Below are 18,342 nucleotides of genomic sequence, written 5' to 3'. Positions count from 1 at the left end.
CTTTCATTGATGGCCGTTATGTCACATCTTCTTCCACAGGCCGTAAGGTGAGGAAATCTGCCGGTTAATGCTTGCCCTATGGAACAAAAGATCTATTAACAAGAGCAGGGGTAAAAATTTTACCCCTGCTCTTGTTCGTTTTATGGATTCCAGCCGTAGACCGTACGGGCCCGTTCCAAAGATATATATCCGTTTTCAATATCTCTTTTCACCGCTTCGCGGCTTCTCTCTTTAGGATCTCCGTAACCGCCGCCACCGCCCGTGTAAAGGCGTACGATACTTCCCTTTTTCAGTCGCATATCCGCGCCTTTGAGAAACCTCTTTTCCTCCGGTGTATCCGGATTCACGACCACAATGGGAGGCGCGGCATCGCCGCCGCCCAGTAAGCCCCAGGCGGGGGTAACCGAACGCTCAAACCAGGTGCCAATGGCGCAGTCATCAGTTTCAACCTGATACTGGCGGATGACGCCGCAGCCGCCACGGTACTTTCCAGCTCCTTCCGAGTCCTGCCGGATCTTGTAACACTGAACCTCCAACGGATAAGTATGCTCCACAAATTCAACCGGAAGATTCTTAAAGTCGCCATTGACCATATTGATCAGCGCCGATTCCCCGTCGCCTCCCTGGAATCCTCCCCAGCCGCCAACAGTAGCCTCACAGGAGGTGAAGAACTGACCGTCCCGGCGGGGATTGGTTCCATAGAAAAAGATGACCATGGAATCCCCGTAATGAGCGCCTGCCGCTTTATCAGGGACTACTTCTGCCAAAGCTTTGATGACCAAATCAATGAGAAGCCCCAAGGAAGAAAAATACCACTGGCAAGGCGCAGGCTCCTCTGCCGCGAAAATGGAACCAGGCGGTACAATGACATCTAGATTTCTAAAATTTCCTCCGCAAATTGGGGCATCTGGATTGACAAGCTCCTTAAACGCCACCCGGGCCGCCGCAATGGTCTGGGCAAAGCCGCAGTTAACCGCCCCCTTGGTCGCTTTGTTGGAGCCAGTCAGATCAATGGTCATATTATCGCCATCTACGATGACCTTGCAGCAGACCTTTACATGATGTTCCAGATCATAGTTGTCATTATCCAGACACCCTTCCGCATAGTAGGTGCCATCAGGCAGTGTTTTGACAAATTCCCTATCCAACTGCTCGGCCTGACGGAAAATTTCCCTGGTAGCTTCTCTCACAACATCTAGGCCAAAGCGCTCAATAATCTCTACAAAGCGTTTCTCTCCAGTACGGCTGGCTGCGATCTGAGCGCCGATGTCTCCCTTCATCGCCGCATGGAAACGACTATTCAGGGCAATCAGATTGAGCACATCCTCCCGTAGTACTCCTTGATCAATCAGCTTGACCGGCGGCATACGGATACCCTCCTGATAGATATCCGTGGAATCAATGCAAGCTCCCGGCACCTTTGCTCCTACATCCAGCATAGCGGCGCGGGTAGCAGTAAATCCTACCAATTCTCCCTGATAAAAGATCGGGGACACAGTGGTAAAATCACCTACGTGGGTTCCCTGCATATAGGAATCATTCATGATATATAGATCGCCTTCCCGATGGGATTCGATACCAACGGTATCATTGAGGATCTTTATACAGATATCCAGATTCCCAAGAAAGATGGGGAGTCCCGCCGACTGTCCCAGCATTTGTCCATCTACATCGAAGATACCCACGGAGCAGTCCTTCATCTCATATATCAGGGGACTAAAGGCGCTGCGGGCCAGACTATTGTTCATTTCATGGGCCGCCGAGTTCAGCGCATTGCGCACAATCTCGACAACAATAGGGCTGACTTTATTGCTCATGATTCTCAATCTCCTTTGCTCTCATTTTTGGGGTGGAGCCTAACGCAGTTCGGAAAGGCGCTCTGGTTCTAACAATGAAACGGCATAGTCCACTTCCTCCTCGGTGTTCCAGCAGTGTATGCAGTATCGGACGACACCCTCGATGCCAAAGAGCCGCAGTACACCGGGGCTGTAAAAGCTATGGGCCATGATTCCCACATTGTGATCGTTTATATACCGCCCCAATGCGGCAAAGGGAATCCCTTCAGCCTGAAAGCCGATCATCCCTCCCCGGTCCGCTGCACGGTGCGAACCGTAGATATCGATTCCTGGAATCTGCCGCATCTTCTGGATCATCCGATCCAAAAGCATATCAATCCTCTCTTTGATAGGGGAAACGCCTCCGATTTCTTCCAAATACTCCACCGCCCTACCTAATCCAAAAGCGGCAGGAAAGTTAACCTCTCCGAAGCTCATACGCTGGATACCAGCATGGGGGATAAAATAGTTTTTACTCCAATCCCAGTCTTGTGGGCGCCAATCCCAAGTGCCGTTATTCCAGGTCGCAAATACCGGCTCAATTTCTTCCACCTTGGATGTCCGGGCGTACAGAAACGCCGATCCCGCAGGGCCCCGTAGGTATTTACGGCCCGACACCGCCAGAAAATCACAGCCAATTTTTTCTACATCGATTGGTATGATTCCCGCTGTATTGGCCGCATCCAGCATGTAAAGGATCCCTGCCTTCCGGCAAATCTTTCCCACGGCTTCGGCCGGCTGCACCATTCCCAAATTATTGGCCATATGGCATAGGGAGACCATTTTTGTCCTTTTGTCAATCAGATGCTCCAGAGCGTTTAGGTCAATGATGCCAGGAAGCTTCGCAGGTATAAAACGCACTTCAATTCCATCAACCTCTTTGCGCCGCAAAAAGGGAGCTACGTTGCTGATGAAACTCATCTCATCCACGATCACATTGTCTCCAGGAGATAGCCGAAGCCCCGCTGCTACCATACCAATGGCCTGGCTTCCGTTGGGTGTAAAGACAACTTCCCCTTCCCCCGCTCCGATAAGGCGGGCAACACTACGTTTTGCCCGGATAAAACGTTCCTCTGTCAATTCCTGGGCTCTAGCGCTGGTGGAGCCATAACGGACAGCAATATCAAAATACTCCTGCGTAGCTTCTATCACCTGCCGTGGGGGCACGGAGGTAGAAACATGGTTGAGATAAATATTTTCGCAAGGTGTATCATTCCGAAGTTTTTTTATATCCATAACATGCCTCTGTTTTATCCGCTAGAAAGCGGTGGAAATGACATATTTCTTTGAAGTTCAACGAAATCTCGGAAAAATAAGCTTATAATTAGATCGATGTCTCCGCTTTTCCTTCTTTTCCGCCAAAAATGGTGTGCCCCTTGACCGAAATGATAAAAGCAACCAGGGTAATAGCTCCACCGATCACTGCCACTACATCACAGGCCGGCGATGGAAGGATAAAGGGGGCAATAAAACTAATAAAAACGCCGCCTAATACGCCAAATAGAAAGATTTTATTTTCGCCAGTGAGTACAATTTTACCATTCTTCCAAGCTTCCGGCGTGTACTTGCAGGGCTTTACTTTTGCTTGGATGATCATCCCTATATAGTAAAGAATTCCGGCGATAAACATGGAGGTAAACGCTGAGTAGCCGATAGGGATGAAGGTAGCCGCCGCACAGGCAATAATCATAGCGACCAGAGCGATCCAGTTAATACCGGAATGATCCTCCCACTTTCTCTGGCGGATCAGATAATGATCGATGGCCAGGATAATGCCGATGGGTGCAAAAAGGATGGCAATAGACTGTAAGAAGGTGTCCAGCCAGGTTAAGATACCGGTAAGGGCCAGGACAGTACCGATAGCTGACGTGCCAATGGTAGCCCACATCTTTCCTTTCGCGGATTTAATATTAAACATATTTGCTACAGCCAGGCCGCAGGAGTAGGCGGCAACCACCATGGTGGTCATCTGGGCGATTAATACGCAAAGCAGTGCCAAAGCGCCCATATGTAATTCATTAGACATAATCGCAATAATGTCCCATGTGCCAGAAGTGGTGGAGAGGATAATCCCGATGCCATAAATGCAGAAACAGACGGGGATATTACCGACAAATGGCGCCAGAACACTATCCGGCATGATTTTCGGATCACTTCTGGAGTAATCAGAGAACATAAGCCACTGGCAAGCAGAGCAGCCCAGGAGAAGAACAATTGCAGAAGTGATAGACATGGGGCTAGTTGGTTCACTTTCAATGAGGGCTTTAAGGCCAGGGCCAAAGCCTCCCAGGTTCTGAAATACTCGGAAGATGGCATAAGCAAAGACAATCAGCACTAGGGGTACCAAGACTTTGCTGATTTTGGCGATGATTTTTTGGCCCTTGAGGGCGGGGATCACAAAAATCAAGCCAATGAAAATCATAACAATGGCATAGATCCAAAAGTTCGCCGGGTCGGTATGATCCACCTGAAACGCCTGTAGGCCAGCGCTGGCAGCTACAGCCACATGAGAGCCGTACCAACCCATATTCATATAAAGAAGCAAAAAGGAAATCAAGGTGCGGGAGGTGATACTTCCAAAGGCACACCGGGTCAGTTGGGCACTTGGCCGTCCAGTATCGGCGCCGATAGCAGCGTTAATTGTAGTGTAAACCTGGGCCAGAGTTAACCCGACCAGCATAACCACGAAGGCCGTAATAAAATGTAACCCCTGAGCCAGTGTGGCTCCCACAAAAATAATGGGAATGTTCAAATCACAGCCGGCGAAGACCGCCGCTGCGTTGGTCCATTTTGTCCTTTTCTCAGCGGGGATCACATCTAGGGCCATATCTTCTGCTACAGCTTTTGACTCTACAGTTCTCATCTCCGTATCTGCCATTAGGGTTCCTCCTTTATTATTTCATTGTATAAAATACGATTTGTATTTAAGCCCTTTATTCTTTTGTCATAACCATACTTCCCATCTCATTGACTGTCAGCTTCCATTTCGGTGGGACAACGGTGGTTGCTGTCAATTCCACAATGACAGCCGGTCCGTGAATACTACACTGTGTATTAAGATCAGAACGATTATAGACTTTTACCGTCTGTTCTCTAAAGTCAAATACACCGGGAAACTCTCGAATGGGGCTGGGGGATACTTTTTCATTTCCCGCTGGAGATGCTGGTACTTTGTTTGATGCAGCCATAACGCTTAACCTTAAATTGACCATTTCTACAGGGTCGCCAGGAGCGGAATGCCCATACAGTCGTTCATGCAAACTGTGGAAATTTCTCTTTGCAATTTCTTTATTAAATACCTGTTCTGACGCATCATCTACCGGCAGGTTGATAGTAAACTCCTGTCCTACATACCGAAGATCCATAGCTTTATGGAATGTAGCGTTTTCTGGGGATATCCCTTCTTTTTTCAGTACTCCACACAGTTCTTCATATAATACGTCAAAAATTTGGTCGATAGTTTCGCTTTCCACCTCATCCATAGGGGCCATTTGGGTCCGGACTGCATCATGGCGAATGTCAGCTTGCAGCATTCCCCAAGCGGAGAAGCCGCCTGGAACAGCCGGCACCATGACTTCTTCAATTCCCAATTCTTCCGCAATATGTGCTGCGTGCATAGGGCCTGCGCCGCCAAAGGCCAGCAAAGTAAATTCCCTTGGGTCAATACCACGCCGCACCGTAATTTCTCGAATTGCGTCAGCCATTTTATGGTTAGCGATGGCGAGGATTCCTTCTGCCGCTGTGGGAATATCCATACCAAACTTAGCCGCAAAATTCCCTACAGCTTTTCGGGCAGCCGCTACGTCCAGTTTCATCCTTCCATCCAAAAAATGGTCTGGATCTATACGGCCTAGCACTAGATTGGCATCGGTAATGGTGGGCTGTGTTCCACCCTGCCCATAGCATGCTGGCCCAGGTTTGGCCCCGGCACTTTGAGGACCAACGCGCATGCCGCCGCCTTCCTCCCAGGCGATGGAGCCACCACCGGCGCCAATGCTGAAAATATTGACGGTAGGAACCAGCGCTGGGAACCCTTCCACATTGGATTCTACGGTAATCTCAGTCTGTCCATCCACGATGAGGCTTACATCAAAGCTGGTTCCTCCCATATCCACACCGATAACATTTTTTCTGCCACAGACTGTTCCTCCGATAGCGCCGCCTACTGGTCCGGACATGAGAATCTGTACTGCTTTATCCGCCGCAATCTCATCTTTCATGACGCCGCCATTAGACTGCATAATGTATAGATTTCCCTGGAAGTTGCGTTTTCTCAGCTCCTCATTGAGCGCTACCAGATGGCTTTTGGTGATGGGCGATACATAGGCATTGAGAACCGTTGTGCTAGTCCTCTCATACTCCCGCCATTCCCGGGCTGTTTCGGAGGAAGTGATGACCATGACCTCGTTCCCCAACCGTTCTTTGAGCCATTCTGCCGCTTTTTCCTCATTTTCCGGGTTGAGGTAGCTGTTGATAAAACAGATAGCAATAGACTCATAATTTCCTTGGAGCTGGTCAAAAATTTCTTTCAAAGAATCGGTCTGTAACGGCAATTTGACGGAGCCGTCAGCAGAAACTCTTTCGTCTACCTCATAGATATCTCCACGGGACACCAGCGGTTTTGGACGCTGGTAACGGTTATTATACATATCGGGCCGGTTTCCCCGTCCTATCTCCAGGACATCCCCAAAGCCTCGGGTGGTGATAATAGCACACTTGGCGCCTTTCCTTTCGATGACCGCATTGAGCCCCGATGTCGTACCATGAACGATATTCTTCACCTGTTGGTATTTTTCTCCGATTACCTCGTCAAAGCCTTGCATAATGCCATTGGTGAGCTTTTCCGGAGTTGTGAGAACTTTTGTCGTTGTGTATTCGCCAGTCTCATCATTAATACAAACTACATCCGTAAAAGTTCCGCCAATATCAGCAGACAAACGATAGGACATAACGCTTTCCTCCTTTAAATTGGTTTTGTGTAAAAATGCACAGCTAATTGAGTAGTCGTTATTGCAATGGTTCCCGCCATAGGCTACCCATACCCTAAGCTAGATCGAGAAAGCACAGCACTTATGGGACTTTTTAGCGGACAGTCTATTTGATAATCTGTAGCTGTTTTGTATAGTGGTTGAGGTTTTCAAAACCATCTTCCGTAACAAGAATCAGATCCTCAATTCGAACACCGCCCACCTCAGGCTGATAGATTCCCGGTTCAATAGAAAATATCATACCGGATTCCAATGTCATTTCGTTACCGCCCACCACATAAGGCGGCTCATGAACATCTAGCCCAATACCATGTCCCACCCGATGGGGAAAATATTCCCCATAACCGGCGCGGCAGATAATGTCACGAGCAACCTGATCAACAAAGTGAAAAGGCACTCCCGGACGAACTGCTTGGATAGCGGCCAATTGTGCTTCTAATACAGTTTGATAAATCTTCTCTAGCGCTGTAGAGGCACTCTGGAAAAACACCGTTCGAGTCATGTCGGATCGATATCCCCGATAACTAAAACCAAAATCCATAACGATGCTATCTCCGGATTTTAAACGGCTTTCATCAGGGCCATGATGAGCGTCTATAGCATTTTGTCCATAAGAAATAATAGCGCCGCCAGAATGATCGTCAAATCCTATTTCTTGGCCCAAGCTATAGAGCCGGTCAGCCAGTTCTCTTTCACTTAAATTGCCGCTAATGTAGGCAATTAAATGTTCCATACAATCATCGTTCATGGCGGAAGACCGGCGCATCAACTCAATTTCGTCATGCTCCTTCATCATGCGGACCCTATCAATAGCAGGTGAGCCGGGACAAAAACGCACTTTGGGTTTTTGGGCCATAAGGGCGAATGTAAATCCTGCGGAGAAATCATGATCGATCCCCACATTTTCTCCATCACTGAATAGATTGGCAAGCTTTTCCGTTCCATCGTCCCAATCGGAATACCAGAGGATCTGTGCTCCACAGTCTTCCTTAAGGGGAAACATACGGTTGGAAACAAAGATGGTGTTACCCCGTTCATCTAGAACCAGAGCGAAAAGGCGCCGCCCGGGAGAAATTGAAACGTCGGTCAGATAGCGGATGGTCGTAGGAGATGTAATAACTAATTTATTCAGATGAAATCTTTTCATCTGAATAACAAGACGCTGGATTCGGCTTTTATTCATAGAAAACCTCCTTGTATTTGGGGATATCAATCAGGCAGTTCCCCAATGTCCGCCCCATTGGGATCCACAGAAAACAGAACCATGAGAGGTCTATATTTCCCTTGTCCTGAGGAGAACTTCTCCATGAACATCTTAATGGCCCAGCATAATCTTCAGGATCTCCTCGTCCGTTTCCTTCATTCCTTCCTTACCTACCCGTCCCAGATTCTGAATGGTTTTTTCAATGTCTCCTTCTGCCAACCCTTCGCCTTCAGAAAAACCCAGCCCATCTTTTGCCATGAGATAGGCGTTGATCCCCGCGTCTACTGCCGAGGCAATTTTGGCCGCGCAGGATGGTTTTGCCCCATCGCAGACCATACCACCAATGTTACAGATGGTGTTAACAATGGTCTGACAAATTTCCTCATAGGTAGCGTCCATTAGAAAGGCAATGCCACAAGCGGCCCCGCAGGCTGCGCTGGTAGCCCCGCAATAGGCAGACAGGCTTCCAATATAGCGCTTCTGGTGTAGAGAAATTAGATTTGCCACTAACAGCGCCCGGTATAGCTTTTCTCTTGTCATTCCATACTCTTTCGCATATTCAATGACCGGCATAGAAACGGCAATTCCTTGATTTCCGCTGCCGGAATTGATCACCACCGGCATGGCGCATCCGCTCATCCTGGCGTCGGAGCCAGCAGCCGCTCGAGCTCTGGCTCTTGTCTTGATGTCCGCTCCGTAGTTGCGGAGAATGGTTTTCCCCACATCCGCGCCATAATGATGTCTCATACCCTCATCCGAAATAGCGGAGTTAAGCTGAATCTGGTTCTCCAGTATGTCTTTCACAGCAGTGAGATCCGTGTGTTCCGCAAAATCTAGGATATCGCGCACATTTAAACAAGACATATCGGTAGAGGATTGTTCCTTAACCTCTGTTTTCAAAAGAATCTGGCCATTCTTTTCCACCCGGGTGATATGGGTATGCTCTCCTCTGATTTCTACCTTAGCATATGTTTCATTTTTTCCAAAGGCTGTGACTAAAATATAAAGATTCTCTACTTCCGCTTTTAAGGCACACTCACAGTACCCCTCCGATACCAATCTTTTGGTTTTTTCAATATCTGCCGGGGTAACATTTTGTAGAGTGTTCAATTTCTCTTCTGGGTTTCCTCCTACCACTCCTAAAGTAGCCGCTACATTTATTCCCTTCAGGCCGCCAGAATTAGGTACAGTAACGCCTTTCACATTTTTGATAATGTTGCCGCTACACTCGACTAGAAGCTTACAGGGTAGGTCTCCCAGAACCGCACGGGCCGTAGCTGCGGCATAAGCAATTGCGATGGGTTCGGTACAGCCCAGAGCAGGCACCAATTCTCTTTTTAATATGTCTATGTAAGCTTGATAAAATGGAGTGTCCATACAAACCTTCCCATCTCTTGTGATCCTACATCTTGTAGGATATTACCTAGACAAATGGAGCTTACAGGTAGGACATCCCTTTGCAATGGTATCTCCCAACTCGAATTTTAGCCCATTTGCTTCAGCGATACCTCGATCTCCATCCATAGCAATATCGCAAAGCAGTTCACAGGTTTCATCGTCAAATCCTAGCTTCTGCCATGCGCTAACCAGGGGGCAGTAATGGAAGGTAACTGTCACATCTTTTTCGGTTTGGGTCGTTTCCATCTCAAAGGTTTTGATGGCAATCTCCGGCAAAAAGATCTGTTTGAATACTCGGCAGTCTAAGGAACCATTGCACTGCTCTTTGTATCCTTCTCCATGGAAAAGCCCGCAACGTTTCACAGCAGCCCGGCAAATCGCTTCCGCATCGGCGCCAGCCTTTTTGGCCTCATCGTAAATAAGTCCCATCCAGGTAGCTCGATGTTCCAATGCTTTACGGTTATTATCCACCAACTCCGCATGCAAGGTTTCCTTGTTTACAATTTTTGACATGTTCATCCCTCCATCTAAAATTATATTTTTTGAGATTATATTAATCATATCAGCTAAACATAATTTATTCAATATTTTTCTCATATTTTATTATAATTTTCAATAAAAAAAATATTTTTTATTGATTTTGATGTAATAACTTTGCTTTTCTGTTGATTCCATCCTTCAAATCTGCTATAGTGAAAAAGGGTCTAGCGATATGAGCAAGGAGAAAGAATATGCAAGACAAAAAAAGCCTAAAAGACCAGGTCTACTCATCACTGTTCCAAGATATTCTCAGAGGAGTATATCCACCCGGTGCTATTCTCCGTGAAAAAGAACTGGTAGAAAAATATAATGTGAGCAAATCTCCCGTCCGGGAGGCGCTAATTTCACTTTGTAACGAGAAGGTGCTCCGTAGTATTCCCCGCTACGGCTACGAGGTCGTCAGCTTAAACGACCAGGATATCCGGAATATCTTAGAGTTTAGGCAGATGCTGGAATGCGCATGTCTGGACAAATACTGGGGTACCTTTACACCGGAGCAGATTCGCAAGTTGGAGATGGTTGCCAATTCCTTCCCTGAAAACTGCGAACTCAGTGCCTTGGTACAATGGGAGAATAACGCAGCATTCCATCTGGCCTTAATTTCCTGTTGCAATAACCGCTATATCTATGACGTTTTAAAGACATCCATTCTTACCTTAACCAGGGCTTTTGCTCAGTTTTATTGGGATCGCTGGCGCAAAACCACCTTTGTCATCGAAACCACGCAGCATAAAAAAATCGTAGAATACATCAAAGCTGATGACAAGGAACAAGCCATTGCCTGTCTTTATCATGATATGAATGAATTTAGGTTAAAATAAGTAAAGAATATGAAAAAGGCCCGGAAGCTCACCAGGACAAGCTTCCGGGCCTTTTCTATTAGTGGTTGTAACCTCTTCCGTGTTATTCTGGGTTTATATTACAATCAAATTTCACAAAAAATTTCTAAAAATTTTATAGGGAGCCGTTGGACATACCGTAAATCAAAATATACAACTGGTTTGGAATTTTTGTCAAACCAACGCTTTCCTCATCCTCATATCAGTGAACAAATCACCAACCAGCTTGTACAGTCCTTTGTTTTTATGTATTTTGAACTACTTGTTCATCTATTGTTTAATTTTTACGGCAATGTTATACTCATATCAAATGGGATTTTCCCTATTGAAAACCGTCATAAGGAGGAGAAGAAGATGCAAGGATTTCTACGAAAAAAGCGAAAGGCAAGACGGTGCCTTATGGCCACGGCGGCCCTGCTGCTTGTCATCAGTATGCTGCCCATAGGGCCTATGGCTGCGGCAATTGACATTCCAGATGCTCCCGTGTCAGATTTCCAAACGGCTCCGGCAGCTACCGGCCTTGTCAGCAATTTGACAGGATGGCCGGAGGCCACAGGGACCTGGTCTATCACGGAGGATGGGTTGGTCGGTCAGAATCTAGCGCTTGCTGACCAGTTCTTTCTCTCTGGAACCCAGGTTACCGGAGACGATTCATTTTCTTATGAGGGCGACATTACCCTCCCAGCTGGAGAAGGACAAAATGCTGCCGGCTTGGTGGTCTGGAGCAGTTCCGGCTGGTACTGTGTGAATGTGGACCGCGCCGGCGGAGTCGCCCGTCTGTTTAAGGTAGGGGAAGGTGCTTGGGCCGCTCCTGACCGGGCGCTGACCAACCAGCAGAAAGAACAGAGCACTTTCCATCTGCGGATGGAGGTTTCCAACCATCAGGTACGGTATTATCTCGACGGTACCTTGGTAGCTTCCTATACCGACCCGAATCTATCGGGAGGGCAGCTAGGAGTCGTGGGGCATTTTTCCAATGCCACTTTTCAGTCTCTGAACAAGGGGGAGCTAACATCTGGATTTGATAGCAATCTGACCGGCTGGCCGGAAGCTACCGGCACCTGGTCCATCACTGACGAAGGTCTGATAGGCCAAAACGCTGGCCTTATGAACCAATTTTTCCTCTCGGGAACATCAGTTTCCCCTGATGATTCCTTTACCTATGATGGGGATATTACCCTCCCTATCGGTGAAGGACAGAATGCTGCTGGTCTGGTCGTTTGGAGCGACACTGGCTGGTACTGTGTGAATGTGGATCGTGCCGGCGGCGTAGCTAAACTGTTTAAAAATGGAAACGGTGGCTGGGCTATCGACAATTATACCTTGACAGAAGCACAAAAATCCCAGGAGACCTTTCATCTTCAAATGTCTGTAACAGATGGACTCATCCAGTATTATCTAGATGGTGTGATGATTCTCAGCTACAAGGATGAAAACTTTAGCGGGGGTCAGCTGGGTGTTGTAGGACATCTGGCCAACGCTACCTTTAACCATCTGCTCTACACCTCTACCAATGTGCCAAAACTCACCGGTATAGAGGTGGAAGGCTTCACCTTTACAGAACCATTTGAGTCTGGACGTACTCGTTATCTAACCAATGTGCCTGCATCGACCGAAAGTATTCGGATTAAAGCGACCGCCGATGCTGGATTAGAGCTTTCTGTTGATGGAAAATCTGTCCAAAACGGTATTTTCTCCGAACCGATTGCTCTTCATAATGGCATGAACCGGATTACGGTGGGGGTTACCAATCCGGAACTGGGTTACACAACATCAATTACCGTCTCTGTCTACCGGTTGGTAGACCGGGAAACTGGATATCAAGAGGATTATCGTCCGCAATTTCATTTTTCCAACTACCAAGGCTATATGAATGACCCCAACGGCCTGCTCTATAATGCGGACACTGGGGAGTATCACCTGTATTTTCAAATCGATCCCGATGCCGACAGCCTGACAAACTGGCCGTCCAACCTGCAGAGAGAATGGGGACATGCAGTATCCACAGACCTGGTCAACTGGGTGGACTGCGGCATTGTGATGGAGCCGGATGATCTGGGTGAAATCTATTCCGGTTGTGGTATTGTGGACCGTGAGAACACTTCCGGACTCTTTGACGAATCGGTACCGCCGGACAGCCGGCTTGTCTATATCTATACCAATACCAATGGTTTTGGGCAAAGCCTGGCCTATTCCCTGGATGGCGGATATACGCTGATCAAATATGAAAACAACCCTGTAATCCCCAATCCCGGCGGTATTTACGGCGGTGGTATGCGGGATCCAAAAGTAATCCGCTATGACGGCAAGTGGATTCTGACCGTAGGCGGTATCGGCAACCAGCAAACTTCCATCTTTGCCTCTGATGATTTGATCCATTGGGAGTATCAAAGCCAGATGTTCCATAAAGACGGCAGCGTAGTAGACGCCGACTGTACTGATCTCTATCCCATGACGGTGGAGGGAACTGGTGAAACAAAGTGGGTCTACAACGGTGCCGGCACCTTCTATGTGATCGGTGACCTCGTCAAAAACAGTCAGGGCAAATATGAATTCGTGGCCGAAACCGCCCCCATCCCCTACACCGCATGCAGTGAGGTATATGCTACCCAAACCTTCTTTAACGACGCCAAAGGACGGCGGGTTGCTATGAGCTGGCTGCAAGATGATCCGGGAGCCACCAGGATCTGGGCCGGCCAGCAAACTTTGCCTTGGGAAATCGGGCTGAAAAAGTCAGGAGACTCCTATCTTTTGACCTCTTATCCTGTGGAGGAATTTGAAGCTTATCGCTCCGATTCTCCCATCTTCTCAACCACTGACACCACAGTCAAAGAAGATTCTGCCAACATTCTCGCCGGTATTGCCGGACAAAAGTACGATATTGAGGCGACCATTGATCCCGGCAATGCTGAAGAGTTCGGATTCCGTTTACGTCAGGGCAATGGCAGAGAACTTGTGGTCAAATATGATGCGATCGAGCAAAAAATGATCCTGGACCGCTCCAAGACAAATGAAGGCTTAGGCCGGACAGGAATCCACTCCTTTGACCTAAAGAAAAACCCTGATGGCACCATTAACATGCGCATTATTGTAGATACCTCCACGATCGAAGCCTTTGGTAACCAAGGTGAAGCCGTTTTTGCTGGCATCTACTATACTGAAGCTGAAAATATCGGTATGGAGTTTTACACTGTAGGCGACGATGTCACTGTAAAGGAAATGAACATCTATGATGTGCGTTCCATGTATCGTGACGATCAATCTCAGCCCACCGATAAGCCTACCCTTCTCTCTCTGAGCACCTCTCCCGCTCAGGTAGAACCTGGAAAAGAATTCACTGTTTACGCCAATGTACTCCCCTACAATGTAGCGGATAAAAGCGTTGCTTGGAGCTATGATGAAGCTCTTACCCTCGTCCGCCAGGATGCCAATTCCATTACCTTGGTAGCCAAAGAGGAAGGCGATTATACAGTTGGTGCAGTCACCACCTTAGGCGGTTTGGAAAAGAGCATCACTATCTCCGTCAAAGAGTCTCTTGAGCATCTGTTTAAAACCAACCTTACCGATTGGCAAACTTCTGCTGGCACCTGGACCTATGAAGAGGGCGGCTATACCGGTGTTTGCCCCTCCGGAGACAACGCAGCCGTGGCAAAACAGAAGATCAGCGGTGATTTTTCTCTGGAAGCGGATGTCACTCTGAATAATAATCATGGGTTTGCGGCTCTAGGTCTTGTGATGTACGCTCAAGATGTCAATGCCGCAGCAGCAGGCGCCTATATCTTTAACTATGATATTGGTATGCAGGCATTTCGTTTTTTCCGTTTCCCCTATCGGGATATTGCCACTGTTTCTTTCGCCGACGCCGGTATCACCATGGAGATGGGCAAAACCTATCATGTTAAGATTGATTGCAAAGACAATAAGTTTACCATCAGCGTGGAGGACATCGAGATTTTCAAGGATTTAACCGATCCTGATGGCCCCACCTATCAAAGTGGCCGAATGGGTGTTCTGGGGCACTGGGCAGACGTACAGGTGCAAAACTATTATGTGACCACCGACTCCCCCATTGCTTCGGTCGTCACGGATATTGCCGATGTCTCATTACCCGGCGGAGCACCCATCGATGAGATTCTGGCACAGCTGCCGAACAAGGTTACCGTCAAACAGCAGGATGGTCTCACCAAAGAGGTAGATGTAACCTGGGATCTCAGTAATGTGAATATTGACAAAGCGGATACCTATCCTGTTACTGGTACAATCCAGGGAACAGATGTCAAAGCTAAGGCCAATGTCATTATTACCTCTAACACTCCCATTCCCACCGAGCTGAGCAATCTGGAGCTCTCCAATGGCACCCTGGATCCTGCCTTTGACAAGGATACTCTGAACTACACCGCCACTGTGGCAAACTCCGTCTCTTCTGTTAAGGTCATGCCCACCTACACCGGTGACACCGCTGTTACCGTCAACGGCAAGGACGTCGCTTCCGGCGCTTACTCCGAGGACATTGCCCTGGATGTTGGCACCAATACCATCACCGTGGTAGCAGGGGATAAGACCTACACCATCACCGTCACGAGAGAAGAGGAAGAACAGCCTCCTGTAGGCGAGAAACCTCTCCTGGATGGCCTGGAGCTGTCTGAAGGAACTCTTACTCCCGCCTTTGACAAAGACACCTTCTCTTACACCGCTGCCGTAGGAAACGAGGTAGAGGGTGTGCAGGTGAAAGCCTTCTTTGCCGATGGCATTACAGCCATGCTGGGAGAAGAGGCGCTGGAGAGCGGAGTCTACTCGGAAGAGATTCCGCTGCAGGTAGGAGAAAACGAGATTGTAGTTACTCTGAGCCTAGAAGGTGAAGAGAGCGAATATGTGATTGTTGTGACAAGGGAAGAGGAAGCGGTGACAGAGCCTGATCCCAATCCTGGCACCGACAAGCCCAGCATTCCTGGATCTGACGAAGATCAGGTAGGCGGCGGGGACTGGGATTGGCCGTCTGGCAGTGGAAATGATTCCGCCAACGGATCCGGTTCTGGCAACAGTGACAAAGAGAACCCGTCTTCTGGAGATCACAGCATGATCGCTGGAGCACTGGCAGTCCTGGCCCTGAGTGCTGGCGCTGCGGTGGTTCTCTCCCGCAAGAGAAAATAATCCCTAGTTAAAAGATCCATATTTTTCATACAGTATAAAAGAAGATCGGCCTCCAATTGCGGAGGCCGATCTTCTTTTGGTGATCACAAGAAATGTATTTTTCTTTTAATCAAACAACTCGGAAATTTCGTGCTGGCAATAAATCCTTATCCCGTTTTTGCTCAGCACATCTCCCGCTTTTTCGTTGTCTGTCACCCGCAGGATCATATAAGCTACGTCCTTTTTGCGGGTAATAAACGCGTAGGTATACTCCAGGTTGATGCCGTTTTCTCCCAGAATATCCAACACCTTGACAAGGCTGCCCGGCTTGTCGGGAATTTCCACCGCCAAAACCGGTGTAATGGAGCAAACATAACCGGCATCTTTCAGCACACAGACAGTTTTATAGGAATCATCCACAATGATTCTCAGAATGCCGAAGTCCTCTGCGTCAGCCAAGGACATTGCCCGCATATCAATTTCATTTTTCTCCAGAAGCTTTGTAAATTCTGCCAGTTGGCCAGGTTTATTCTCCAAAAACACGGAGATTTGTTTCACTGTCATAGCAATTGCTCCTTTCGATTAATAGAGTTTCCGCTTGTCGATAATCCGAACTGCTTTACCTTCACTACGGGTAATGGATTTCGGGGCAACAAGCTTAACAACCGCATAGATACCAAGCATGGCTTTTAGGGCTTCAACCAGTTCTTTCTCCCGAGCGGATACCTGAGACAAGGCGTCGGAGAACATTTCCGGTGTCATCTCCACCTGGACTTCCAGACGGTCGCTGTTGTTTTCACGGCTGACAATAATCTGATAGTTGGCCGGGTAGCCCTTGTTGAGCAGAACCGTCTCAATCTGGGACGGGAAGACATTGACGCCTTTGACAATCAGCATATCGTCGCTGCGTCCCATGGGCTTACTCATCTTGACAAAGGTTCGGCCGCAGGAGCATTCCTTCCGGGAGAGAACGCAGATGTCTCTCGTCCGATAGCGGATAAGCGGGAATGCTTCTTTGGTAATACTGGTGAAGACCAGCTCCCCTTTCTCGCCCTCCGGCAGTACCTCACCGGTAACCGGGTCGATGATCTCCGCGATAAAGTGGTCCTCATTGATATGCATGCCCGTTTGTTCACTGCACTCAAAGGAAACACCCGGTCCAGAGATTTCTGTCAAACCATAGATGTCATAGGCCTTAATACCCAATTTTTCTTCAATATCATGGCGCATTTCCTCGCTCCAAGCTTCTGCTCCGAAGATACCGGCTTTAAGCTTAATCTTGTCTCTCAGGCCCCGCTCTATAATGCTTTCAGCCAAATAAGCAGCATAAGAAGGGGTACAGCAGAGGATTGTAGAGCCAAGATCACACATAAATTGGATCTGCCGCTCTGTATTACCGGAAGACATAGGAAGGGTCAAAGAGCCTACTTTATGGGAACCGCCATTGAGGCCAGGACCACCGGTGAACAATCCATAGCCATAGCAGACATGGACAACATCGTCCTTTGTACCGCCGGCCGCCACAATGGCACGGGCACAGCATTCATCCCACAGATCGATATCGTGTTGGGTATAGAAAGCTACTACCCGGCGTCCTGTCGTTCCACTGGTAGACTGGATACGCACACAATCGTGCAAAGGTGTCGCCAGTAATCCGTAAGGATAAGCATCCCGCAGATCATCTTTTGTCAGGAAAGGCAGTTTGTGCAGATCATCAACCGATTTGATATCGTCAGGAGTAACCCCCTTTTTCTCCATCAAATTCCGGTAATACGGTACATTTTTGTACACGCGATGGACCGTATTCACCAGCCGCTCATCCTGCCAAGCCCTAATCTGTTCCCGAGATGCACATTCCATCTCAGGCTGGTAATAGTTTTCCATGTTAAACTTTCCTTTCTGTTAATCTCTGAAACCCATCCGCCGGCACAGCTGCATCTTAATTTTATGCGCGAGCCAACTCTATCTGCACATTGATCGTACAGAATGTGTTTTTAACGGGTTATTCCCTCTTTTTGTTTGTTTTATTATAGCATTTTTACCTGTTAACGTAAAGAAGCAAAGTCCATTTCTTCAACTTTTTTGTCTCTTTCCCCAAAAGGTAGTTACAAGATAGAACCCCGCCATTGCACTAGCGCAATGGTGGGGTGTATCAGTTTGGGAATCATCTTGGGAATCATCCGAAAGATAAAAAAGCTCGCTGCAAGCTTCATATCGCTTGCAGCGAGCTGGTGCCGCAGAACAGACTTGAACTGTCACGCTGTTGCCAGCGAGGGATTTTAAGTCCCTTGCGTCTGCCGATTCCGCCACTGCGGCCCTTCTTGCGGTATAACCGCCTTTTTATTATACCCACAGCCGCCTCAATTGTCAATGACGGCCTTCTCGATTTCTCTATTCAAAATTACAAT

At 48.0% G+C, this 18,342-nt stretch carries 11 protein-coding genes and 1 tRNA gene; 2 read left to right on the top strand and 10 right to left on the bottom strand.

From position 1 onward, the window contains the following. Nucleotides 1-140 precede the first annotated feature (140 nt). From WGC32_RS04980 to WGC32_RS04950, 7 genes are all read right to left on the bottom strand, one after another. Entirely contained in the window at nt 141-1,817 is a 1,677-nt protein-coding gene (locus WGC32_RS04980) for a hydantoinase B/oxoprolinase family protein (RefSeq protein WP_191482385.1), read from the bottom strand. A 39-nt stretch (nt 1,818-1,856) separates the two neighbouring features. Beyond that, the gene (locus WGC32_RS04975) at nt 1,857-3,071 is read right to left on the bottom strand and encodes an aminotransferase class V-fold PLP-dependent enzyme (protein WP_342680893.1); all 1,215 of its coding nucleotides are present in this window, start codon (nt 3,069-3,071) and stop codon (nt 1,857-1,859) included. Between the two features lie 88 nt (nt 3,072-3,159). Further along, complete coding sequence (locus WGC32_RS04970) at nt 3,160-4,713, bottom strand: purine-cytosine permease family protein (protein ID WP_342680892.1); 1,554 nt, start codon at nt 4,711-4,713, stop codon at nt 3,160-3,162. A 55-nt stretch (nt 4,714-4,768) separates the two neighbouring features. After that, nucleotides 4,769-6,784 carry a hydantoinase/oxoprolinase family protein gene (locus WGC32_RS04965; protein ID WP_342680891.1) on the bottom strand — a complete coding sequence of 672 codons (2,016 nt, stop codon included), beginning with the start codon at nt 6,782-6,784 and terminating at the stop codon, nt 4,769-4,771. A 145-nt stretch (nt 6,785-6,929) separates the two neighbouring features. Beyond that, complete coding sequence (locus WGC32_RS04960; RefSeq protein WP_342680890.1) at nt 6,930-8,006, bottom strand: M24 family metallopeptidase; 1,077 nt, start codon at nt 8,004-8,006, stop codon at nt 6,930-6,932. A gap of 132 nt (nt 8,007-8,138) precedes the next feature. Continuing rightward, entirely contained in the window at nt 8,139-9,404 is a 1,266-nt protein-coding gene (locus WGC32_RS04955; RefSeq protein ID WP_342680889.1) for an L-cysteine desulfidase family protein, read from the bottom strand. Between the two features lie 42 nt (nt 9,405-9,446). Next, entirely contained in the window at nt 9,447-9,938 is a 492-nt protein-coding gene (locus tag WGC32_RS04950) for an L-2-amino-thiazoline-4-carboxylic acid hydrolase (RefSeq protein ID WP_342680888.1), read from the bottom strand. A gap of 218 nt (nt 9,939-10,156) precedes the next feature. Here WGC32_RS04950 and WGC32_RS04945 point away from each other — a divergent pair, with 218 nt between their 5' ends. After that, nucleotides 10,157-10,786: a GntR family transcriptional regulator gene (locus tag WGC32_RS04945; RefSeq protein ID WP_191509889.1), complete on the top strand. Its 630-nt coding sequence runs from the start codon at nt 10,157-10,159 to the stop codon at nt 10,784-10,786. Nucleotides 10,787-11,158: 372 nt separating this feature from the next. Further along, a complete protein-coding gene (locus tag WGC32_RS04940) occupies nt 11,159-15,955 on the top strand; it encodes a cadherin-like beta sandwich domain-containing protein (protein ID WP_342680887.1) in 4,797 nt (1,598 codons plus the stop codon). A gap of 105 nt (nt 15,956-16,060) precedes the next feature. Here the strand turns inward: WGC32_RS04940 and WGC32_RS04935 are convergent, their stop codons facing one another. The 3 genes from WGC32_RS04935 to WGC32_RS04925 form a co-directional block, all read right to left on the bottom strand. Then, on the bottom strand, nt 16,061-16,498 hold the full coding sequence (locus WGC32_RS04935; protein WP_191482798.1) for an ACT domain-containing protein: 438 nt from the start codon (nt 16,496-16,498) through the stop codon (nt 16,061-16,063). Between the two features lie 18 nt (nt 16,499-16,516). Further along, nucleotides 16,517-17,818, bottom strand: a complete 1,302-nt coding sequence (locus WGC32_RS04930; protein WP_191482799.1) for a LuxE/PaaK family acyltransferase — start codon at nt 17,816-17,818, stop codon at nt 16,517-16,519. Nucleotides 17,819-18,163: 345 nt separating this feature from the next. After that, nucleotides 18,164-18,250 (bottom strand) — tRNA-Leu (locus WGC32_RS04925). Nucleotides 18,251-18,342 lie beyond the last annotated feature (92 nt).

Origin of the sequence: Zongyangia acetica, from assembly GCF_038739695.1 — a bacterium.
Classification (GTDB): Bacteria; Bacillota; Clostridia; order Oscillospirales; family Ruminococcaceae; genus Zongyangia; species Zongyangia gallinarum.
This window is presented reverse-complemented; position numbering and strand designations above follow the sequence as displayed.